Source organism: Burkholderia sp. D-99, from assembly GCF_011605345.1.
GTDB lineage: Bacteria > Pseudomonadota > Gammaproteobacteria > Burkholderiales > Burkholderiaceae > Burkholderia.
In genome coordinates this window covers 117,387-139,780 of the sequence record NZ_JAAOXM010000006.1, presented here as the reverse complement: position 1 = coordinate 139,780, position 22,394 = coordinate 117,387, and the positions used below count along the sequence as shown (strand labels likewise).

At 67.3% G+C, this 22,394-nt stretch carries 17 protein-coding genes; 9 read left to right on the top strand and 8 right to left on the bottom strand.

What is annotated here, in order from left to right:
• Nucleotides 1-51: 51 nt before the first annotated feature.
• Nucleotides 52-1,359, bottom strand: coding sequence for a lysophospholipid transporter LplT (gene lplT, locus HAV18_RS22590; protein ID WP_166960072.1), 1,308 nt, complete (start codon nt 1,357-1,359; stop codon nt 52-54).
• A gap of 218 nt (nt 1,360-1,577) precedes the next feature.
• Between lplT and alr the strand changes: the two genes are divergently transcribed.
• From alr to HAV18_RS22575, 3 genes are all read left to right on the top strand, one after another.
• Complete coding sequence (alr, locus tag HAV18_RS22585; RefSeq protein WP_166960069.1) at nt 1,578-2,648, top strand: alanine racemase; 1,071 nt, start codon at nt 1,578-1,580, stop codon at nt 2,646-2,648.
• Nucleotides 2,649-2,659: 11 nt separating this feature from the next.
• Nucleotides 2,660-4,036: a DNA repair protein RadA gene (radA, locus tag HAV18_RS22580; protein ID WP_166960066.1), complete on the top strand. Its 1,377-nt coding sequence runs from the start codon at nt 2,660-2,662 to the stop codon at nt 4,034-4,036.
• Between the two features lie 146 nt (nt 4,037-4,182).
• Nucleotides 4,183-4,449 (top strand): DUF2866 domain-containing protein, encoded by a 267-nt coding sequence (locus tag HAV18_RS22575; protein ID WP_011352477.1) that lies wholly within the window; start codon nt 4,183-4,185, stop codon nt 4,447-4,449.
• Between the two features lie 198 nt (nt 4,450-4,647).
• On the opposite strand, the gene HAV18_RS22570 is transcribed toward HAV18_RS22575, so the two are convergent.
• A complete protein-coding gene (locus tag HAV18_RS22570) occupies nt 4,648-6,579 on the bottom strand; it encodes an ATP-binding cassette domain-containing protein (protein WP_166960063.1) in 1,932 nt (643 codons plus the stop codon).
• 137 nt (nt 6,580-6,716) lie between these two features.
• On the opposite strand from HAV18_RS22570, the gene HAV18_RS22565 reads away from it, so the two are divergent.
• A complete protein-coding gene (locus tag HAV18_RS22565) occupies nt 6,717-7,196 on the top strand; it encodes a glutathione peroxidase (protein WP_166960060.1) in 480 nt (159 codons plus the stop codon).
• A gap of 63 nt (nt 7,197-7,259) precedes the next feature.
• Here the strand turns inward: HAV18_RS22565 and cls are convergent, their stop codons facing one another.
• The 6 genes from cls to dapC all read right to left on the bottom strand — a co-directional run bounded on the left by cls (nt 7,260) and on the right by dapC (nt 13,434).
• Entirely contained in the window at nt 7,260-8,699 is a 1,440-nt protein-coding gene (gene cls, locus HAV18_RS22560; protein WP_166960057.1) for a cardiolipin synthase, read from the bottom strand.
• A gap of 108 nt (nt 8,700-8,807) precedes the next feature.
• Nucleotides 8,808-9,716, bottom strand: coding sequence for a 50S ribosomal protein L3 N(5)-glutamine methyltransferase (gene prmB / locus HAV18_RS22555; RefSeq protein WP_166960054.1), 909 nt, complete (start codon nt 9,714-9,716; stop codon nt 8,808-8,810).
• 11 nt (nt 9,717-9,727) lie between these two features.
• Complete coding sequence (gene dapE, locus HAV18_RS22550) at nt 9,728-10,867, bottom strand: succinyl-diaminopimelate desuccinylase (RefSeq protein ID WP_166960051.1); 1,140 nt, start codon at nt 10,865-10,867, stop codon at nt 9,728-9,730.
• Between the two features lie 90 nt (nt 10,868-10,957).
• A complete protein-coding gene (locus tag HAV18_RS22545; RefSeq protein ID WP_166960048.1) occupies nt 10,958-11,326 on the bottom strand; it encodes an ArsC family reductase in 369 nt (122 codons plus the stop codon).
• Nucleotides 11,326-12,153, bottom strand: a complete 828-nt coding sequence (dapD, locus tag HAV18_RS22540; protein WP_014896723.1) for a 2,3,4,5-tetrahydropyridine-2,6-dicarboxylate N-succinyltransferase — start codon at nt 12,151-12,153, stop codon at nt 11,326-11,328. The genes HAV18_RS22545 and dapD overlap by 1 nt, the downstream gene beginning before the upstream one ends.
• Before the next feature lie 48 nt (nt 12,154-12,201).
• A complete protein-coding gene (gene dapC, locus HAV18_RS22535) occupies nt 12,202-13,434 on the bottom strand; it encodes a succinyldiaminopimelate transaminase (protein ID WP_166960045.1) in 1,233 nt (410 codons plus the stop codon).
• Between the two features lie 159 nt (nt 13,435-13,593).
• On the opposite strand from dapC, the gene HAV18_RS22530 reads away from it, so the two are divergent.
• From HAV18_RS22530 to def, 5 genes are all read left to right on the top strand, one after another.
• Nucleotides 13,594-14,535, top strand: coding sequence for a DMT family transporter (locus tag HAV18_RS22530; protein WP_166960042.1), 942 nt, complete (start codon nt 13,594-13,596; stop codon nt 14,533-14,535).
• A 139-nt stretch (nt 14,536-14,674) separates the two neighbouring features.
• Nucleotides 14,675-18,187 (top strand): chromosome segregation protein SMC, encoded by a 3,513-nt coding sequence (gene smc, locus HAV18_RS22525; protein ID WP_166960039.1) that lies wholly within the window; start codon nt 14,675-14,677, stop codon nt 18,185-18,187.
• A gap of 85 nt (nt 18,188-18,272) precedes the next feature.
• Nucleotides 18,273-19,553, top strand: a complete 1,281-nt coding sequence (locus HAV18_RS22520; RefSeq protein WP_166960036.1) for a cell division protein ZipA C-terminal FtsZ-binding domain-containing protein — start codon at nt 18,273-18,275, stop codon at nt 19,551-19,553.
• Between the two features lie 166 nt (nt 19,554-19,719).
• The gene (gene ligA / locus HAV18_RS22515) at nt 19,720-21,795 is read left to right on the top strand and encodes an NAD-dependent DNA ligase LigA (RefSeq protein ID WP_166960033.1); all 2,076 of its coding nucleotides are present in this window, start codon (nt 19,720-19,722) and stop codon (nt 21,793-21,795) included.
• Nucleotides 21,792-22,325: a peptide deformylase gene (gene def, locus HAV18_RS22510; RefSeq protein WP_122945705.1), complete on the top strand. Its 534-nt coding sequence runs from the start codon at nt 21,792-21,794 to the stop codon at nt 22,323-22,325. The genes ligA and def overlap by 4 nt, the downstream gene beginning before the upstream one ends.
• The last annotated feature ends 69 nt before the right edge of the window (nt 22,326-22,394 follow it).

The window sequence follows — 22,394 nt, the reverse complement described above, 5'->3', positions numbered from 1 at the left end:
ACGCGCCGGTACGAAGACCGGCGCCGGCGGACGGAAACGGGAAGTGTAGCGTCAGTGCCGCGATTCGCCGATCAGCGCGACCGAGTCGAACTGGCGCTGGTTCGCCTGATGGCGGCGCATCACGAGCCACATGGTCAGGCAGACGAACGTGCCGAACAGCACGATCACGACGCCGACCGGCACGTCGAGCCACACGAGCACCGCATACAGGCACAGCATCACGAGCACCGACAGGTTCTCGTTGAAGTTCTGCACCGCGATTGAGTGGCCGGCCGACAGCAGCACGTGGCCGCGATGCTGCAGCAGCGCGTTCATCGGCACGACGAAGTAGCCGGACAGCGCGCCGACGCACATCAGGAAGATGTACGCGATGATCAGGTACACGGGCATGCGCAGGTGGCCGAAGTGCACGGCCCAGTGCGGCGGGAACAGATCGCGCGTATAGAACGCCATCAGCATCACCGCGATGCCCATGATGATGCCGACGGGCAGCACGGACAGCGACTTCTTCAGCGGGATCCGCGCCGCGGCGGCGATCGCACCGGCCGCGACGCCGACCGCGACCACGGCCTGCAGGATCGCGCCTTCCGACAGCGACATGCCGAGCGATACTTCAGCCCACTTCAGCACGATGAACTGCAGCGTCGCACCCGCGCCCCAGAACAGCGTCGTGACCGCCAGCGAGATCTGGCCGAGCTTGTCGCGCCACAGCACCATGAAGCAATCGGCGAAATCGGTGAGGAGCTTGACCGGGCCGCGTTCCTGCTTCGGGTAGCGGGCGCCCGTATCGGGAATGCGCAGGTTGAACAGCGCGGCGATTACGTAGATCGCCATGATGATCGCCATCGCCGCTTCGGCGGGCGTGCCGATCCAGGCGGGTGTATGCGCGATCACGTGCGACGCGATGTGCGGGCTGATCAGCGCACCGCCGAGCACGGTGCCGAGGATGATCGAGCTGACGGTCGTGCCTTCGATCCAGCCGTTCGCGGCGACCAGCCGATCGGCCGGCAGCAGCTCGGTGAGAATGCCGTATTTCGCGGGCGAGTAGGCCGCCGCGCCGAAGCCGACGATCCCGTACGCGATCAGCGGGTGGGCGCCGAACAGCATGATCATGCAGCCGACCACCTTGATCGAGTTGGTGATGAACATCACGCGGCCCTTCGGGCGCGAATCCGCGAACGCACCGACATACGCCGCCAGCACCACGTACGACAACACGAAGAACAGCTTCAGCAGCGGTGTCATCCAGTTGGGGGCGTGGAGGTCTTTCAGCAGGGCGATGGCGGCGATGAGGAGCGCATTGTCGGCCAGCGACGAGAAAAACTGCGCGGCCATGATGGTGTAAAAACCTTTTTTCATCTGATGCGATGCTTTCGTCGCTGCGGCAGGGCCGCGTAGGCCGCCTGGTATGCGATCGGCTTATTCCGTTCGAAATGGGTTGTGCGCACGGCTTTATAACATGAAAATACGCCAATTCGGACTAGCAAGATTCCCCGATCGTTCCGCAAATTGTCGGCTTCAGTGCTCAAAAGGCGCGGTAAGCTGATGATTCGCAAGCGTCTTTACGTAAATTTCCCATGCCGCGCCCGATCTCCGCCACCATCCACACCGCCGCTCTCGCGAACAATCTCTCCGTCGTCCGCCGCTTTGCCGGCCCGTCCAAGGTCTGGGCGGTCGTCAAGGCGAACGCGTACGGCCACGGCCTCGCCCGTGCGTTTCCGGGCCTGCGCGGCACCGACGGCTTTGGCCTGCTCGACCTCGACGAGGCCGTCAAGCTGCGCGAACTCGGCTGGGCCGGCCCGATCCTGCTGCTCGAAGGGTTCTTCCGCTCGACCGACATCGACGTGATCGACCGCTACAGCCTGACGACGACCGTCCACAACGACGAGCAGATGCGGATGCTGGAAACGGCGCGGCTGTCGAAGCCCGTCAACGTGCAGCTCAAGATGAACAGCGGGATGAATCGGCTCGGCTACGTGCCGGAAAAATACCGCGCCGCGTGGGAGCGCGCCCGCGCGTGCCCCGGTATCGGCCAGATCACGTTGATGACCCATTTTTCGGATGCGGACAACGAGCGCGGCGTCGCCGAGCAGCTCGCGACGTTCGAGCGCGGCGCGGAAAGCATCGCCGGCGCGCGCAGTCTCGCGAACTCCGCAGCCGTGCTGTGGCATCCGGACACGCACTTCGACTGGGTGCGGCCGGGGATCGTGCTGTACGGCGCGTCGCCGTCCGGGCTGTCGTCCGACATTGCCGACACGGGGCTGAAGCCCGCGATGACGCTCGCGTCCGAGCTGATTGCGGTGCAAACGATCGCGAAGGGCCAGGCGATCGGCTATGGCTCGACGTTCTCCGCACAGTCGCAGATGAGGGTCGGCGTCGTCGCGTGCGGTTACGCGGACGGCTATCCGCGCGTCGCGCCCGAAGGCACGCCCGTGATCGTCGACGGTATCCGCACGCGGATCGTCGGCCGGGTGTCGATGGACATGATTACCGTCGACCTGACGCCGTGTCCGCAGGCCGGCGTCGGCGCGCGCGTCGAGCTGTGGGGCAACACGCTGTCGATCGACGACGTCGCCCGCCATTGCGGCACGATCGGGTACGAGCTGATGTGTGCAGTCGCCGGCCGCGTGCCCGTGCGCGCGGAATAAGGGCGTTGCGCGTGGCCAAACAGAAAACCGTATACGTCTGCAGCGAGTGCGGCGGACAGACCCCGAAGTGGCAGGGGCAATGCCCGTCGTGCCAGGCCTGGAACACGCTGGTCGAATCGATCCCTGAGGCGCCGTCGGCGCATCGTTTCCAGTCGCTCGCGAAGCGGGCGCCCGTCCAGCGTCTCGTCGACATCGAAGCCGCCGACGTGCCGCGCTTCTCCACCGGCATCGGCGAATTCGACCGCGTGCTCGGCGGCGGGCTGGTGCCGGGCGGCGTCGTGCTGATCGGCGGCGATCCCGGCATCGGCAAGTCGACGCTGCTGCTGCAGTCGCTCGCGGACATCGCGAGTGAGCGGCGCGCGCTCTATATCAGCGGTGAGGAATCGGCTGCGCAGATCGCGTTGCGTGCGCAACGGCTTGCGCTGCTCGACGGCGGTGCGCCGGCGGACGAACTGAAGCTGCTCGCCGAGATCCAGCTCGAGAAGATCCAGGCCGCGATCGACACGGAACGGCCGGACGTGGCCGTCATCGACTCGATCCAGACCGTCTACTCGGAGGCGCTGACGTCGGCGCCTGGCTCGGTTGCGCAGGTGCGCGAGTGTGCGGCGCAGCTCACGCGCATCGCGAAGCAGTCGGGCACCGCGATCATCATGGTCGGGCACGTGACGAAGGAGGGCAATCTGGCCGGCCCGCGCGTGCTCGAGCACATCGTCGACACGGTGCTGTACTTCGAAGGCGACACGCATTCGTCGTTCCGGCTCGTGCGCGCGTTCAAGAACCGCTTCGGTGCGGTCAACGAGCTTGGCGTGTTCGCGATGACCGAGCGCGGGCTGCGCGGCGTCGCGAATCCGTCCGCGCTGTTCCTGTCGCAACATGAGCAGGTCGTGCCCGGCTCGTGCGTGCTCGTCACGCAGGAAGGCACGCGCCCGCTGCTCGTCGAAGTCCAGGCGCTCGTCGACACCGCGCACGTGCCGAACCCGCGCCGGCTCGCGGTCGGCCTCGAACAGAACCGGCTCGCGATGCTGCTCGCGGTGCTGCACCGTCATGCGGGCATCGCGTGCTTCGACCAGGACGTGTTCCTCAACGCGGTGGGCGGCGTGAAGATCACCGAGCCGGCCGCCGACCTCGCGGTGCTGCTCGCAATCCACTCGTCGATGCGCAACAAGGCGCTGCCGAAGGGGCTGATCGTGTTTGGCGAAGTGGGGCTGGCGGGCGAGATCCGGCCGTCGCCGCGCGGGCAGGAACGGCTGCGCGAGGCCGCGAAGCTCGGTTTCACGTCCGCGCTGATTCCGAAGGCGAATGCGCCGAAGCAGCCGATCGAAGGACTGAACGTGATGGCCGTCGATCGGCTCGAGCAGGCGATCGACCGCGTGCGCGATCTCGAGTGACCGGCCGCACAGGCACGCGGGCCGTGCCTGCCGGCGATCTGTCGCGTAATTCACTGTAAAGAAGATGTAGGGTTCTGTAACCCGCCGGACATCGCTTTTCCCTATCCTTTGCCGCATTGTCGAACCGCGCAATGCGAAGGGATCCTATGTTGAAATCGTATGGGGAAGCGCCGAGCGGAAGCCTTTACAACCTGCGTGGCTGCCGCGTGTCGGAGCCGATTCGCCAACCCTGGGGCGGTGGATGCCGAATCGTCGAATGGATCGACGAAGAAGGGCGCCTCGCGCGCAAGGTCGTGTCCGAGGACGTGACGGAAGCGGAAGTCGCCGCGGCGATCAGGCGGCCGACCGAAGGGCGCCGGCACCTGATGGGCGACGACGAGCAGATGCCGCGCGACACGTTGCCGCGACGCTGAGCCGGCGGCTTGGCGAGTGGCCGGCGAACCGGGTGACGACGGTCATGAATGAACAGGCCGGGCCCATGTGCCCGGCCTTGTCGTATCCGGGCCCGTAAAGGGCCAGATGGCTTGTCGAGGCTCCGTGATACCAAGGTGCCGCGGCGCCGGGGCAGCCGGTACGCCTGGCTGGCGTGTCGGCCTGCGCCGCGACAGCGGTCAGCCGATCTGCTCGAGTTCTTCCTGGGCGGCGAGCCAGTCGGCCTCGACCGTCTCGAGGCGCGTGTTGACGTCCCCGAGCTTGCGGATCGCATCGGTCAGCTCCGTCTTGCGCTCGGCTTCGTAGCTCGCCGGATCGGCGACGAACGTGTCGAGGCGCGCCTTCTCCGCGTGCAGCGTCTCCATTTCCTTTTCGAGCTTCGTGATGCGCGACTGCAGCGGCTTCTTCAACACCGACAGGCGCTGCCGCTCCTCGGCGGCCTGACGCTTCTGGTCCCGGCGGTTGGCCGCGGCGCCCGCGCCCGACGCAGCCGCGCTGTCCGCCTTCGCGGCGGCGCGCTGCTCGGCCGCGTGCTGCAGCAGCCAGTCGCGGTAGTCGTCGAGGTCGCCGTCGAACGGCTGCAGCCGGTGCTTCGCGACCAGCATGAACTGGTCGGTCGTCGCGCGCAGCAGGTGGCGGTCGTGCGAGACGAGGATCAGCGTGCCTTCGAACTGCGCGAGCGCCATCGTCAGCGCATGGCGCGTTTCGAGGTCGAGGTGGTTGGTCGGTTCGTCGAGCAGCAGCAGGTTCGGCTTCTGCCAGATGATCAGCGCGAGCGCGAGGCGTGCTTTTTCACCACCTGAAAACGGCCCGACCGGGCTGGTTGCCATATCGCCCGAGAAATTGAAGCCGCCGAGGAAGTCGCGCAGTTCCTGCTCGCGCGTGTCGGGCGCGAGCCGCCCCAGATGCGCAAGCGGCGAATCGTCTTCGCGCAGCGTCTCGAGCTGGTGCTGTGCGAAATAGCCGATCGTCAGCCCCTTGCCGTCGCGGACGTGCCCCGACAGCGGCGCGAGCGTGCCGGCCAGCGTCTTGATCAGCGTCGACTTGCCCTGGCCATTCGCGCCGAGCAGGCCGATGCGCTGGCCGTTCTGGATCGACAGCGCGACGCGCTCGACGATCGGGATCTCCGCTCCGTCGTCGGCATGGTAGCCGCAGCGGACGTCTTCCATCACCATCATCGGGTTCGGCGCCGCGTCGGGCGTGCGGAATTCGAACGTGAACGGCGACGCGATGTGCGCAGGCGCGATCAGCTCCATCTTCTCGAGCGCCTTCATCCGGCTCTGCGCCTGCTTGGCCTTGGTCGCCTTGGCCTTGAAGCGGTCGACGAAGCTCTGCAGGTGCTCGATCGTCTTCTGCTGCTTTTCGTAGGCGTTTTGCTGCAGCGCGAGTTGCTGCGCGCGCAGCACCTCGAACTGCGAGTAGTTGCCGCCGTAGCGTTTCACCTGGCGGTTTTCCAGGTGCAGCGTGACGTTACAGATCGAATCGAGGAATTCGCGGTCGTGCGAAATCACGACGAGCGTGCCGGGGTAGCGATGCAGCCAGTCTTCGAGCCAGACGATCGCGTCGAGGTCGAGGTGGTTCGTCGGTTCGTCGAGCAGCAGCAGGTCGGAGCGGCACATCAGCGCCTGCGCGAGATTCAGGCGCATGCGCCAGCCGCCGGAGAAGCTGGCGACGGATTCGCGCGTCTGCGCGAGCGTGAAGCCGAGACCGAGCAGCAGCGCCTCGGCACGGGCAGGCGCGGTGTAGCCGTCGGCGTCGGCGAATGCCGCGTGCGCGTGGGCTTCGGCGGCGCCGTCATGCGCGGCGGATGCGGCGGCGATGCGCGCCTCGATCTCGCGCAGCGCGGCGTCGCCGTCGAGCGTGTAGTCGAGCGCCGAGCGGTCGACGGCGGGCGTTTCCTGCGACACATGGGCGATCCGCCACGACGGCGGCATCGAGAAATCGCCGCCGTCCGAGTGCAGCTCGCCACGCAGGACCGAGAACAGCGTCGACTTGCCGGCGCCGTTCGCGCCGATCAGGCCGGCTTTCTCGCCGGGATTGAGTACGAAGGAGGTCGACTCGAACAGCGGCTTGGTGCCGCGCGCAAGGCTGAACTGATTGAAACGGATCACGGCGGAAATGACTGGCCAAAACCGCTATTCTAGACTGCGCGCCGCTTGCGCCGGGCATTGGCTGTTCGGCAGATGCCGCAATGGGGCAATTTCGCCTAGACTCCACGTCGATCCGGTTTCGTTAAAAGGAGTGCCCGATGTCCACCCTGTATTCGTTCAGCGCTGAGACGCTCGCCGGCGCGCCGGCCTCGCTCGACGCGTATCGCGGCAAGGTGCTGCTGATCGTCAACACTGCGAGCGAGTGCGGTTTCACGCCGCAGTACGCGGGCCTGCAGAAGCTGTACGACCAGTACGCGGCGCGCGGTTTCTTCGTGCTCGGCTTCCCGTGCAACCAGTTCGGCAAGCAGGAGCCCGGCGACGCCACGCAGATCGGCGCGTTCTGCGAGCGCAATTACGGCGTCACGTTCCCGATGTTCGCGAAGATCGACGTGAAGGGCGACCATGCGCATCCGCTGTACCGCCACCTGACCGACGAGGCGCCCGGCATTCTCGGCCTCAAGGCGATCAAGTGGAATTTCACGAAATTCCTGATCGATCGCGACGGGCGCATCGTCAAGCGCTATGCGCCGTCCACCAAGCCGGACGAAATCGCCGCGGATATCGACAAGCTGCTGTGACGGCTGCCGGCGGCGTTTGCGGCTCCGGTGCGGATCGCACGTGCGTCGCCGCGGCCCCGGCCGTTAGAGGATCGGAGCGAACAGCCGGGCGACGTGCATCGCGATGCGCCGCCATGCAGGCGACCGGCGGTATTCGTTCGCATCGACCTCGTACGCCTGCGCGAAGTCGGCATCGAGCATCGTCTCGACCTCGTCGGCGAATGTGCGGTCGACGGTCAGCACCATGATCTCGAAATTGAGGCGGAACGAGCGGTTGTCGAGGTTCGCGCTGCCGATCGCCGCCGCGATGCGGTCGATCAGTACGACCTTCTGGTGCAGGAAGCCGGGCCGGTAGCGGAACACCTTGACGCCCGCATCGACCAGGTCGCGCGCGTACAGCTTCGACGCTTCGAACACCACATAGTGATCGCGCCGGCTCGGGATCAGGATGCGCACGTCGACGCCGCGCATCACGGCGAGCTTCAGCGCGGAGATCACGGCTTCGTCGGGAACGAGGTACGGCGTGGTGATCCAGACCCGCTCGCGCGCGGCGTTGATCACCTCGACGAAGAACAGCGAGCCGGTTTCCTGCTTGTCGGCCGGCCCCATCGGCACAACGAGGCAATGCATGTTGTCGCCGGGCTGCGCGGGCGGCGGCAGTGCGAGCGGCGGCAGCTTCTGCGTCGCCCAGTGCCAGTCTTCGGCGAACACGTACTGGATGCTTGCGACCACGGGGCCGCATATCTCGATGTGCGTGTCGCGCCACGGCGACAGGCGCGGCTTCGCGCCGAGATATTCGACGCCGACGTTGTGGCCGCCGACGAACGCGCGATTGCCGTCGACGACGACGATCTTGCGGTGGTTGCGGAAGTTGAGCTGGAAGCGGTTGACGAACTTCCGGTTGGTCGCGAACGGATGAACCTCGACGCCGCCCCGGCGCAATGTGTCGACGTAGCTGTGCGGGAGGTCGAAGCTGCCGATGCTGTCGTACAGCAGGCAGCAGCGCACGCCGGCTGCCGCGCGCGCGAGCAGCGAGTCGCGCAGCATCCGGCCGAGCGCATCGTCGCGCACGATGAAGAACTGCACCACCACGTAATCGCGCGCAGCGTCGATTGCGGCCAGGATCGCCGAGAACGTCGCATCGCCGTTCACGAGCGTGCGCACCGAATTGCCGCCGAGGAACGGCATGCCGCCGAGCCGCGTGAGCGCGAGCACCGCGGCCTGGCCGATTGCGTCGGCGGCCGGCCCGTCGGTCGCGTCGGTGCTGAGCCAGGGCGAGCGGGGTGTGTGCATGCGCAACATTTCCAGCTCGTGGCGCCGGGCGTCGACGTAGCCGGAGAACTTGCTGCGACCGAGGAACAGGTATGGAATGAGCGTCAGGTACGGCATGGCCGCGAGCGAGACGGCCCACGCGATCGCGCCTTGCGACGTGCGCGTGTTCATGATCGCGTGGCACGCCGCGACGATCCCGAGCACGTGGATGGTCAGGATCAGGGTGCCGAGATGTAGCCAGTCGAGGGTCATGGGCGCGTGACGGACTCCTGAGGTCGCGCGGCCGGGTGGCCGCCTACGCGCATCTTACCCAACCGTGCGGCGCAACGGTGCACCGCACGGTGGGTGAGCCGGAAACGCTCAGGCCTTGCGCGGCAGGTCCGACGCCTGGATCAGGAACACGGCGTCGTCGCCCGCGCTGGTGGGCAGCCACGTGAGTTCGAGCCCGCCGAACGCGGCTTCGACGTTCTCGCGCTCGTTGCCGATCTCGACGACGAGCACGCCGTCGTCGTGCAGCCAGCGATGGGCTTCGGCGACGATGCGTCGCACGATGTCCATCCCGTCATCGCCACCCGCGAGCGCCATCTCCGGTTCGTGCTGGTACTCGGGCGGCAGTGCAGCCATCGACGACGCGTTCACGTACGGCGGGTTCGTCAGGATCACGTCATAGCGTGCGTCCGGGTCGGCGCGGAACGCGGGCAGCGGCGCGTAGAGGTCGCCGCGGTGCAGCGAAACGCGGTCTTCGAGGCCGTAGTCGCGCACGTTGATCTCGGCGACTTCGAGTGCCTTGTCGGACAGGTCGACCGCGTCGATCTCGGCATTCGGGAACGCGCTCGCCGCGAGGATCGCGAGGCAGCCGGAGCCCGTGCACAGCTCGAGCACCGCGCCGACCTGTTCGGGATCGGCGACGTACGGCTGCAGGCCGTCGTCGAGCAGTTCGCCGATGAACGAGCGCGGCACGATCACGCGTTCGTCGACGTAGAAGCGGTGGCCGTGCATCCAGGCTTCATGCGTGAGGTACGCGGCCGGCACGCGGTCGGTCGCGCGCCGTTCGATCACCGCGAGCACGGCCGCGATTTCGTCGGGCAGCAGGCGCGCGTCGAGGAACGGCTCGAGCGTGTCGAGCGGCAGTTCGAGCGTGCGCAGCACGAGGTAGGCGGCTTCGTCGTACGCATTGTCCGAGCCGTGGCCGAACGCGAGTTTCGCCTTCGAGAAGCGTGTGACCGCGTAGCGCAGCAGGTCGCGAACAGTTACAAAAGGTGTCGTCATGCGAGGCTCCATCAGGCGATCAGTTGTTCGAGCACGCGGCGGTACACGTTCTTCAGTGGATCGATGAAACGCACTTCGATGTGCTCGTCGATCTTGTGGATGCTGCCGTTCGGCGGGCCGAACTCGATCACCTGCGGGCAGATGCGCGCGATGAAACGGCCGTCCGACGTGCCGCCCGTCGTCGACAGCTCGGTCGTGATGCCCGTCTCGGTGCGGATCGCGTTTTCCAGCGCGCCCGACAGCTCGCCGCGCGGCGTGAGGAACGGCAGGCCGCTCACCGACCACTTCAGCGTGTATTCGAGGCCATGCTTGTCGAGGATCGCGTGCACGCGGGCCTGCAGGCCCTCGACCGTGCTGGCGGTCGAGAAACGGAAGTTGAACTGCAGGTCGGCGTGGCCGGGAATCACGTTGGTCGCGCCGGTGCCGGCGTGCAGGTTCGACACCTGCCAGGTGGTCGGCGGGAAGTATTCGTTGCCTTCGTCCCACTGCTCGGCGGCGAGCTCGGCGAGCGCCGGCGCGAGCAGGTGGATCGGGTTCTTCGCGAGGTGCGGATACGCGATGTGACCCTGTACGCCCTTGACGACCAGTTCACCCGACATCGAGCCGCGGCGGCCGTTCTTGACGACGTCGCCGAGCGCGTTGGTCGACGTCGGCTCGCCGACGATGCAGTAGTCCATGCGTTCGCCGCGCGCTTCGAGCAGCTCGACGACCTTCACGGTGCCGTCGGTGGCGGGGCCTTCCTCGTCGCTCGTGATCAGGAACGCGATCGTGCCGCGGTGGCCGGGATGGGCCGCGACGAATTCCTCGGACGCGACGACGAATGCCGCGAGCGACGTCTTCATGTCGGCCGCGCCGCGGCCGTACAGCTTGCCGTCTCGATGGGCGGGGACGAACGGCGGCGAGCTCCACTGCTCGAGCGGGCCGGTCGGCACGACGTCGGTGTGGCCCGCGAAGGCGAGCAGCTTGCCTTCGCGGCCGTCGGCGCCGCGCTTGACGGCCCACAGGTTGGTCACGCCGTGCGACGCGATGGTCTCGCATTCGAAGCCGAGCGCGGCGAGGCGCTCGGTCATGATCTGCTGGCAATGCTGGTCGTCGGGCGTCACGGACGCGCGGGCGATCAGCTGTTCGGTAAGGGCTAGGGTGGCGGACATGGTTCGGACCACTTTCGATAAAAAATGCCGGCGCGGTGGCCGGCAGCGACTAGACGTCGAGCTGCGCCGACAGGCGCAGCGCGGGCGGCCCTATGCGGCAAACAACGCCGCGTATTGATCGGCCGCGAAGCCGAGCGATTTCACCCGGCCGTTGACCACCAGCACAGGGCGCTTGATGACCGACGGCTTGTGGATCATCAGCGCGACCGCGCCGGCCTTTGTTTCGGCGGCCGCCTTCATTGCGTCGTCCAGGCCGCGCCACGTCGTGCCGCGCTTGTTCACGAGCGCGTCGAGCGACACGTCCTTCAGCCAGTCTTCAAGCAGCGGCACGCTGACGCCGAGCTTCTTGAAATCGTGGAACTCGAATTCGACGCCGTGATCGTCGAGCCACACGCGGGCCTTCTTCACGGTGTCGCAGTTCGGAATGCCGTAGACGACCACGGTGTGCGGCTTCGCCATCAGTCGCCTCGCAGCAGCTCGTTCAGGCCGACCTTCGCGCGGGTTTTCGCGTCGACCTTCTTGACGATCACCGCGCAGTACAGGCTGTGCGAGCCGTCCTTCGACGGCAGGTTGCCGGCGACGACGACCGAGCCGGCCGGGATGCGGCCGTAGCTGACTTCGCCCGTCTCACGATCGTAGATCTTCGTGCTTTGGCCGAGGTACACGCCCATCGAGATCACCGAGTTTTCCTCGACGATCACGCCTTCGACGACTTCCGAGCGCGCGCCGATGAAGCAGTTGTCTTCGATGATGACCGGGTTCGCCTGCAGCGGCTCGAGCACACCGCCGATGCCGACGCCACCCGACAGGTGCACGTTCTTGCCGATCTGCGCGCACGAACCGACCGTGGCCCACGTGTCGACCATCGTGCCTTCGTCGACGTACGCGCCGATGTTGGTGTACGACGGCATCAGCACGACGTTCTTCGCGATGAACGAGCCGCGGCGCGCGATGGCCGGCGGGACGACGCGGAAGCCGCCTGCGGCGAAATCCTCAGCCGTGTAGTTCGCGAACTTCGACGGCACCTTGTCGTAGAACTGCGAGTAGCCGCCGGCGGGCATCGGCGCGTTGTCCTCCAGGCGGAACGACAGCAGCACGGCCTTCTTCAGCCACTGGTGCACGGTCCAGTTGCCGTCGATCTTCTCGGCAACGCGCAGCGCGCCTTTGTCGAGCTGCTCGATCGCGTGCGCGACGGCTTCGCGGACGTCGGCCGGTGCGGCCTTCGGCGACAGCTCGGCGCGGTTGTCCCAGGCGGTATCGATGATTTGCTGAAGTTGTTGCGACATGTTCGTTTTCGCAGGAGATGGATGGAATTGATCGGATGGACGATTGGATTACCGCGCGAGAGAGCGGCAGAAATCGACGATGCGTTGCGCGCCCTCGACGCATTCGGGGGTGCCCGCGACGAGCGCGATCCGGATGAAATCGCGGCCCGGGTTCGTGCCGTGCGCATCGCGCGCCAGGTACGAGCCGGGCAGAACCGTCACATTATAGTCGGCGTACAGGCGGCGGGCGAACTCGGTGTCCGACAGCCCGGTGCGCGACACGTTGGCCCACAGGTAGAACGCCGCGTCGGGCAGTTTCACGTCGATCACGCTGGCGAGCATCGGCGTGACGGTATTGAACTTCTGCAGGTACAGCGCGCGGTTCTCGCGTACGTGCGCCTCGTCGTTCCACGCGGCGATGCTCGCGTGCTGCCAGACCGGCGACAGCGCGGCGCCGTGGTACGTGCGGTACAGCAGGAATTTCTTCAGCAGCGCCGCGTCGCCGGCGACGAAGCCCGAACGCATGCCCGGCACGTTCGAGCGCTTCGACAGGCTCGACAGCATCACGAGCCGCTCGAAGCCGCGGCCGAGGCGGTGCGCGGCCTCGAGGCCGCCGAGCGGGGGCGCCGCTTCGTCGAAATAGATTTCCGAATAGCACTCGTCGGACGCGATCACGAAACCGTGGCGGTCGGACAGCGCGAACAGCTCGCGCCAGTCGTCGAGCGTCAGCACGGCGCCCGTCGGGTTGCCCGGCGAGCACACGTACAGCAGCTGCGTGCGTGCCCAGACTTCGTCGGGCACGGCCGCGTAGTCGCACGCGAAGTTGCGGGCCGGATCGCTGTTTGCGAAATAGGGTTCGGCACCGGCCAGCAGCGCCGCGCCTTCGTAAATTTGATAGAAAGGATTCGGACAGAGTACGATCGCCTTCTCGCCCGGTTCGGACGGGCGAGCGTCGATCACCGTCTGGGCGAGCGAGAACAGCGCCTCGCGCGACCCCGACACGGGCAGCACCTGCGTGGCCGGATCGATGGCCGGCAGCCCGTAGCGGCGCTCGAGCCAGTGCGCGATCGACGTGCGCAGCGCGTCCGAGCCGGCGGTGGCCGGGTACGACGCGAGACCGTCGAGCGCGGCCACCACGGCGTCGCGGATCAGCGCAGGCGTCGCATGTTTGGGCTCGCCGATGCCGAAGCTGATCGGTTTGAGGGCGCCGGAGGGCGTCACGTCCTTGAACAGGGCGCGCAGCTTTTCGAAGGGATAGGGCTGGAGCGAGTCGAGTCGAGGGTTCACGGGCGAAGCGGCCATCGCGGCCGGTTGGAGCGAAAGAAGCGGCGGGCGTGCCGCGCGGCTGCGAACGGGCGCCGCGGGCGCACGGGTCGCAACGCACGATTATAGCGTGACGGAATGCGGTCACGGCCTGCCGGAACGGCGGCCGGGCCGGTCGAATAAAGGGTATCGAACCAAATGAATAACGCGGTACGCGGCAGCCTGCCGACGCTGGCCATCCTGATCGGCGCATCGGTATGGGGCCTGATCTGGTATCCGCTGCGGATCCTTGCATCGCTCGGCGTGACGGGCACACTGGCGAGCGCGCTGACGAGCCTCGTCGCGTTCCTGTTCGTGATCGTCGCGCGGCACCGCACGATCGCGACGCTGCGCTGGCACTGGGTGCTGCCCGGCATCGCGGTGACGGCCGGCGTGACGAACCTCGGGTTCGTGTGGGGCACGATCCACGGCGAGGTGCTGCGCGTGATGCTGCTGTTCTACCTGACCCCCGCGTGGACCGCGATCTACGCGCACTTCCTGCTGCGCGAGCGGCTGACCTGGGCCGGCGCGGGGCTCGCGGTGCTGTCGATCGGCGGCGCGATGCTGATGCTGTGGTCGCCGACGCTCGGCTTGCCGCTGCCGGCCAGCCCGGCCGAGTGGGCCGGCCTCGCTGCCGGGCTGAGCTTTGCGATGAGCAACGTGCTCGTGATCAAGGCGAGCCGCGAGCTGCCGGAAATGCGCGCGGAGATGCGCACCGCGACGCTGTTCGGCGGCGCGGCCGTGTTCGGCGCGATCGCGTCGCTGTTCGAGGGGCTGCCGGCCGCGCCGGCGGGCGGCCCGCTCGGCGTCGCCGCGCTGATCATCGTCGCGATCGGCGTGACGATGGCGTCGAACAACCTGCTCGTACAGTACGGGCTCGCGCGCGTGCCGGCGAACCGGGCGTCGATCATCATGCTGTTCGAGATCGTGATCACCGCGCTGTCGGCGTGGGTGTTCGCGAACGAGCTGCCGACCGCGCGCGAGTGGGCGGGCGGCGCGTGCATCGTGCTCGCGACGCTGCTGTCGAGCCGGGTCCATCGTGCCGCGCCCGCACCGGACAAACCCGGCGACGGTCGGGACGGTGCACGCGCGATGGTATGATGGAAGCCGTTTGCGGGGCCCAACGCTGTATGCGCGCGGCCCCGCTTTTGAATTCCGGGGCGCGTCGCGCGCATGGGCCGTCTGGCCTCGCGCAGTGCGGCTCCGTCCGTTTCACACCTTCTTCACATCCGATACCGCCGTGCGTCTGAGCTCGATCAAACTCGCTGGCTTCAAATCCTTTGTCGATCCCACGCATTTCCAGGTTCCGGGCCAGCTTGTCGGCGTGGTGGGCCCGAACGGGTGCGGCAAGTCCAACATCATCGACGCCGTGCGCTGGGTGCTCGGCGAGTCGCGCGCTTCCGAGCTGCGCGGCGAGTCGATGCAGGACGTGATCTTCAACGGCTCGACCGCCCGCAAGCCCGGCAGCCGGGCCAGCGTCGAACTGATCTTCGACAACTCCGACGGCCGCGCGGCCGGCCAGTGGGGCCAGTACGGCGAGATCGCCGTGAAGCGCGTGCTCACGCGCGACGGCACCTCGAGTTACTACATCAACAACCTGCCGGCGCGTCGCCGCGACATCCAGGACATCTTCCTCGGCACCGGCCTCGGGCCGCGTGCGTACGCGATCATCGGGCAGGGCATGATCGCGCGGATCATCGAGGCGAAGCCGGAAGAGCTGCGCGTGTTCCTCGAGGAAGCCGCAGGCGTGTCGAAGTACAAGGAGCGCCGCCGCGAGACCGAGAACCGCCTGCACGACACGCGCGAGAACCTGACGCGCGTCGAGGACATCGTCCGCGAACTCGGTGCGAACCTCGAGAAGCTCGAGGCGCAGGCGGTCGTTGCGACCAAATACAAGGATCTCGTCGCCGACGGCGAGGAGAAGCAGCGCCTGTTGTGGCTGCTGCGCAAGAACGAGGCTGCCGGCGAGCAGCAGAAGCAGCAGCGCGCGATCGAACAGGCGCAGATTGACCTCGAGGCGCAAACGGCGAAGCTGCGCGAGGTCGAGGCGCAGCTCGAGACGCTGCGCGTCGCGCATTACGCGGCGAGCGATGCGATGCAGGGCGCACAGGGTTCGCTTTACGAGGCGAATGCCGAGGTGAGCCGCCTCGAAGCCGAGATCAAGTTCATCGTCGAATCGCGCAATCGCGTGCAGGCGCAGATCGCCGCGCTGAATGCGCAGCGCGAGCAATGGCGCGCGCAGGCCGAGAAGGCGCAGGACGAGCTCGAGGAAGCCGAGGAAGCGCGCGCGATGGCCGACGAGAAGGCCGCGCTCGCCGAAGACAACGCCGCCGCGAAGCACGACGCGCTGCCGGCGCTCGAAGCGAAATGGCGCGATGCGCAGGCGCAGCTCAACGACGAGCGCGCGCGGATCGCGCAGACCGAACAGTCGCTGAAGCTCGAAGCCGCGCACCAGCGCAATGCCGACCAGCAGCTTCAGCAGCTTCAGCAGCGCCATGAGCGCCTGAAGAGCGAAGCGGGCGGGCTCGACGCGCCGGACGAGGCCCAGCTCGAGGAGCTGCGCATGCAGCTGGCCGAGCAGGAAGAGATCCTTGCCGAAGCGCAGGCGCGCCTCACCGATGCGCAGGAAACGGTGCCGCGCCTCGATGGCGAGCGCCGTGCCGCGCAGGAGCGCGTGCAGGCCGAGGCCGCGCAGATCCACCAGCTCGAGGCGCGTCTCGCCGCGCTGAAGCAGCTGCAGGAAAACGTGCAGACCGAAGGCAAGGTGCAGCCGTGGCTCGACAAGCACGAGCTCGGCGCGCTGCCGCGTCTGTGGAAGAAGCTGCACGTCGAGGCCGGCTGGGAAGCGGCGCTCGAGGCCGTGCTGCGCGAGCGCCTCGCCGCGCTCGAAGTGTCGAATCTCGACTGGGTGAAGGCATTCGCCACCGATGCACCGCCTGCGAAGCTCGCGTTCTATGCGCCGCCCGCGGCCGGCGAAGCGCCCGCGGCCGTGGCCGGCCTGCGTCCGGTGCTGTCGCTCGTGCGCATCGACGATGCGGGCATCCGCGCGGTGCTGAACGACTGGCTCGGCAACGTGTATGTCGCCGACGACGTCGCGCAGGCGCTCGCGACGCGCACGCAACTGCCGGCAGGTGGTGCGTTCGTCGTCAAGGCCGGCCATATCGTCACGCGCGTCGGCGTGCAGCTCTATGCAGCCGATTCGGAGCAGGCCGGGATGCTGGCCCGCCAGCAGGAAATCGAAAACCTGACGCGCCAGGTGCGTGCGCAGGCGCTGCTCGCCGACGAGGCGCGCACGGCCGCCGTGCGTGCGGAAGCCGCGCACACGCAGGCCACGCAGGCGCTCGGCGACGTGCGCGCACAGGCCGAGCGTGCGACGCAGCGCGTGCACGCGCTGCAGATGGACGTGCTGAAGCTCGCGCAGGCGCACGAACGTTACACGCAGCGCAGCACGCAGATCCGCGAGGAACTCGAGGAAATCGGCGCGCAGATCGAAGAGCAGCGCGCGATGCGCGCGGAATCGGAAGCGAATTTCGAGCGTTTCGACGGCGAACTCGCGGAACTGCAGGCGCGCTTCGAGGACAACCAGCTCGCATTCGAAGCACTCGACGAATCGCTGACGCAGGCGCGTCAGGAAGCGCGCGACCTGGAGCGCGGCGCGAACGACGCGCGCTTCGCCGCGCGCAATGCGGTGACCCGGATCGACGAGCTCAAGCGCAGCATCCAGGTGGCGCACGAACAGAGCGAGCGTGTTGCCGGATCGCTGGAAGACGCGCGTGCCGAGCTCGAGACGATCAACGAGCAGACCGCGCACACGGGCCTGCAGGACGCGCTCGAGATTCGTGCGGTGAAGGAAGAGGCGCTGCAGGCCGCGCGGATCGAACTCGACGACCTGACCGCGAAGCTGCGCGCGTCGGACGAGCAGCGGCTCGTTGCCGAGCGCTCGCTGCAGCCGCTGCGCGACCGCATTACCGAATTGCAGTTGAAGGAGCAGGCTGCGCGCCTGGCGGTCGAGCAGTTCGCCGAGCAGCTCACGACGGCCGAGGTTGACGAGGCCGCGCTGTCCGAGAAGCTGACGCCGGATCTGAAGCCGTCGTACCTGCAGGGTGAAGTCACGCGCCTGAACAACGCGATCAACGCGCTCGGCCCGGTGAACATGGCCGCGCTCGACGAGCTGAAGGCCGCGAGCGAGCGCAAGGTGTTCCTCGATGCGCAGTCGGCCGACCTGATCGACGCGATCACGACGCTCGAGGACGCGATCCACAAGATCGACCAGGAAACCCGCACGCTGCTGCAGGGCACCTTCGACGAGGTCAACCGCCACTTCAGCGACCTGTTCCCGCGTCTGTTCGGCGGCGGCCAGGCGAAGCTGATCATGACGGGCGACGAGATTCTCGACGCCGGCGTGCAGGTGATGGCGCAGCCGCCCGGCAAGAAGAACGCGACGATTCACCTGCTGTCGGGCGGCGAGAAGGCACTGACCGCGACCGCGCTGGTGTTCGCGATGTTCCAGCTGAATCCGGCACCGTTCTGTCTGCTCGACGAGGTCGACGCGCCGCTCGACGACGCGAACACCGAGCGTTTCGCGAATCTCGTGCGTGCGATGTCCAACAAGACGCAGTTCCTGTTCATCTCGCACAACAAGATCGCGATGGAAATGGCGCAGCAGCTGATCGGCGTGACGATGCAGGAGCAGGGCGTGTCGCGGATCGTCGCGGTGGACATGGAAACTGCCGCGGGTTTTGCCCAGAATTGACGTTTGACGAAACCGGACCGCGTTCGCGCGGCGCATGGGCGCCCGTTCGCGGTTCCGACGAACAAGAATTGCTGATGGAGCGTGCATGGACGAGTTGACACTCGGTTTGATCGGCGCGGGCGCCGTCGTGGTGGGCGGCGTTGTGGTCTACAACGCATGGCAGGGCGCGAAGGTACGGCGCAGGATGCCGCGCCCGATGCCGGAGGACGCGGCCGAGGCGATGCGCCCCGAACGCGACGAAGAACTGCCGTTCATCGAGCCGGTGCGTCAGCCGGTGCGGCGCGAGCCTGCGGCACCGGCTGCAGCGGCAGCTGCGGCCGCCACGCAGGCGGAAGTCGCGCGCGTCGAGCCGACCTTCGGCGGTGCTGCGCCTGCCGACATGCCGGCCGATCTGCAGGCCGAGGCAACCGGCGTCGACATGCCGGCCGAGTCGGTCGAGCCGGTTGCCGGCGAAGCCGTCGTGCCGGCCTCCGCGCACGAAACGCCTGTTGAATCGGCCGAGCCGGCCGAACCCGTGCTGCCGGCCGCAACGACGATTTCGTCGGCACCGCCGGCGATCGTCGATCGCCGGATCGACTGCATCGTGCCGATCCGCCTCGCCGGGCTGCTGCCGGGCGACAAGATCCTGCCGGCCGCGCAGCGGCTGCGCCGTGCGGGCAGCAAGCCCGTGCATATCGAAGGCAAGCCGGAGGGCGGCCAGTGGGAGTTGCTGCAGAACGGCGTGCGCTACGAGGAACTGCGCGCGGCCGCGCAGCTCGCGAACCGCAGCGGCGCGCTCAACGAGCTCGAGTTCTCCGAATTCGTGACGGGCGTCCAGCAGTTCGCCGACGCGATCGACGGCGCGCCGGAATTCCCGGACATGATGGAAACGGTCGCGATGGCGCGCGAGCTCGATGCGTTTGCCGCGCAATGCGACGCCCAGCTGTCGATCAACGTGATGTCGGACGGCGCGCCCTGGTCGGCGAACTACGTGCAGGCGGTCGCGTCACAGGACGGGCTGCTGCTGTCGCGCGACGGCACGCGTTTCGTGAAGCTCGATGCGAAGCAGAACCCCGTGTTCATGCTGCAGTTCGGCGATACGAACTTCCTGCGTGACGACCTCACGTACAAGGGCGGCAACATGATCACGCTGGTGCTCGACGTGCCGGTTGCCGAAGAGGACATCCTGCCGTTCCGGCTGATGTGCGATTACGCGAAGTCGCTGTCCGAACGGATCGGCGCACGTGTGGTCGACGATTCGCGCCGGCCGCTGCCGGAATCGACACTCGTCGCGATCGACCAGCAACTGATGAAGTTGTACGCGAAGCTCGAGGAAGCCGGCATCCCGGCCGGTTCGCCCATCACGCGCCGCCTCTTCAGCCAGTAACGCGAACATACGAGCGGCGGGCTTTGCAGCCGCCGTTCGTCGCTGCGGCGCACACCTCGCTGTTTGCGCTGCAGCACGCGTATCGGGCGCGCATTGCACGCCCCGCCGCGACGGCAAACTGAGATAATCGGGCATCCGATTTTCTCAGAACGAATCTGCCGCCAGCATGGCCCGAACCCAAGCCGAACCGCCAGCCAGCCAGCCCGACGCGCGTGCCGCGTGGCTGCGCGACCAACTCGAGCGGGCGAACTACGCCTATTACGTGCTCGACCAGCCGGATCTGCCCGACGCCGAATACGACCGGCTGTTCCGCGAACTGCAGCAGCTTGAAACCGATCATCCCGAACTCGTGACGCCCGATTCGCCGACGCAGCGCGTGGGTGGCGAGGCGGCTGGCGGCTTCACGCCGGTCGTCCATGACGCGCCGATGCTGTCGCTGAACAACGGCTTTGCCGACGAAGACATCGTCGCGTTCGACAAGCGCATCGCCGATGCGCTCGACAAGACGACCGATCTCGCCGGCTCGGTGACGGAGCCGGTCGACTATGCGTGCGAACTGAAGTTCGACGGTCTCGCGATCTCGTTGCGTTACGAGCAGGGCGTATTCGTGCAGGCGTCGACGCGCGGCGACGGCACGACCGGCGAGGACGTGACCGAGAACGTGCGCACGATCCGCTCGATTCCGCTGAAGCTGAAGGGCAAGAACGTGCCGGCCGTGCTCGACGTGCGCGGGGAGGTGCTGATGTTCAAGCGCGATTTCGCACGCCTGAACGAGCGCCAGCGCGCGGCCGAGCAGCGCGAATTCGCGAACCCGCGCAACGCGGCAGCCGGCAGCCTGCGCCAGCTCGACTCGAAGATCACCGCGCAGCGTCCGCTGTCGTTCTTCGCATACGGGATCGGCGTGCTCGACGGGATGCCGACGCCCGATACGCACAGCGCGCTGCTCGACTGGTACGAGTCGCTCGGCCTGCCCGTGAACCGCGAGCGCGCGGTCGTGCAGGGTGCCGAGGGCTTGCTCGACTTCTTCCGCAAGGTCGGCGAGAAGCGCGACTCGCTGCCGTACGACATCGACGGAGTGGTCTACAAGGTCAACCGGCGCGACGAGCAGGAGCGCCTCGGCTTCGTGTCGCGCGCGCCGCGCTTCGCACTCGCGCACAAGTTTCCCGCGCAGGAAGCGCTGACGAAGCTCGTCGCGATCGACGTGCAGGTCGGCCGCACCGGCGCGATCACGCCGGTCGCGCGCCTCGAGCCCGTGTTCGTCGGCGGCGCAACCGTAACCAACGCGACGCTGCACAACGAGGACGAGGTGCGCCGCAAGGACATCCGGATCGGCGATACCGTGATCGTGCGCCGCGCGGGCGACGTGATCCCCGAGGTGGTCGGTGCGCTGCTCGACCGTCGCCCGGCCGATGCGGCCGAATTCGTGATGCCGACCGAATGCCCGGTGTGCGGCTCGAAGATCGAGCGCCTGCCGGACGAGGCGATCGCCCGCTGCACCGGCGGCCTGTTCTGCCCGGCGCAGCGCAAGCAGGCGCTGTGGCACTTCGCGCAGCGCCGCGCGCTCGACATCGACGGGCTCGGTGAGAAGATCATCGACCAGCTCGTCGAGCTGAATCTCGTGCGCACGCCGGCCGACCTGTTCAATCTCGGTTTCGCGACGCTCGCCGAGCTCGACCGCTTCGCCGAGAAGTCCGCACAGAATCTGCTCGATTCGCTCGAGAAGGCGAAGCACACGACGCTCGCGCGTTTCATCTACGGGCTCGGCATCCGTCACGTGGGCGAATCGACCGCGAAGGATCTCGCGAAGCATTTCGGCTCGCTGACGCCGATCATGGACGCGTCGATCGAGGAGCTGCTCGAAGTCAACGACGTCGGGCCGATCGTCGCCGAATCGCTCCACCAGTTTTTCGCGGAAGAGCACAACCGGACCGTGATCGAGCAGTTGCGTGCACCGGGCAAGGTGACGTGGCCGGAAGGGCCGCCCGCGCCGAAGGCGCCGCAGGGCGTGCTGGCCGGCAAGACGGTCGTGCTGACGGGCACGCTGCCGACGCTCACGCGCGATGCCGCGAAGGAAATGCTCGAAGCGGCGGGCGCGAAAGTGGCCGGTTCGGTATCGAAGAAGACGGATTACGTGGTCGCGGGCGCCGAAGCCGGCAGCAAGCTCGTGAAGGCCGAGGAACTCGGCATCCCCGTGCTGGACGAAGACGGCCTGCACCAACTCCTGGAGGGCAATACGCCATGATTCGCGAGATCCTGAAGATGGGCGATCCGCGCCTGCTCGAAGTCGCCAAGCCGGTCGAGCGGTTCGATACACCTGAGCTGCACGAGATCGTCGCGGACATGTTCGAGACGATGCACCATGCGAACGGCGCCGGCCTGGCCGCGCCGCAGATCGGCATCGGGCTGCAGCTCATCATCTTCGGCTTCGGCAACAACAACCGCTACCCGGATGCGCCGCCGGTGCCCGAGACCGTGCTGATCAACCCGAAGGTCGAGTACATGCCGCCGGACATGGAAGAGGGCTGGGAAGGCTGCCTGTCGGTGCCGGGCATGCGCGGCGTGGTCAGCCGCTACGCGAAGGTGCGCTACAGCGGCTTCGACCAGTTCGGCGAGAAGATCGATCGTGTTGCCGACGGTTTTCACGCACGCGTCGTCCAGCACGAATACGATCACCTGATCGGCAAGCTGTATCCGATGCGGATCACCGATTTCACCCGCTTCGGCTTCACGGAAGTGCTGTTCCCGGGGCTCGATCCGGCTTCCGACGACTGATCCCGCTGCTTTCCCGGTTGCTCGTAGACAAGAAAAAGCCCGCTTGCGCGGGCTTTTTCATTGCATGGC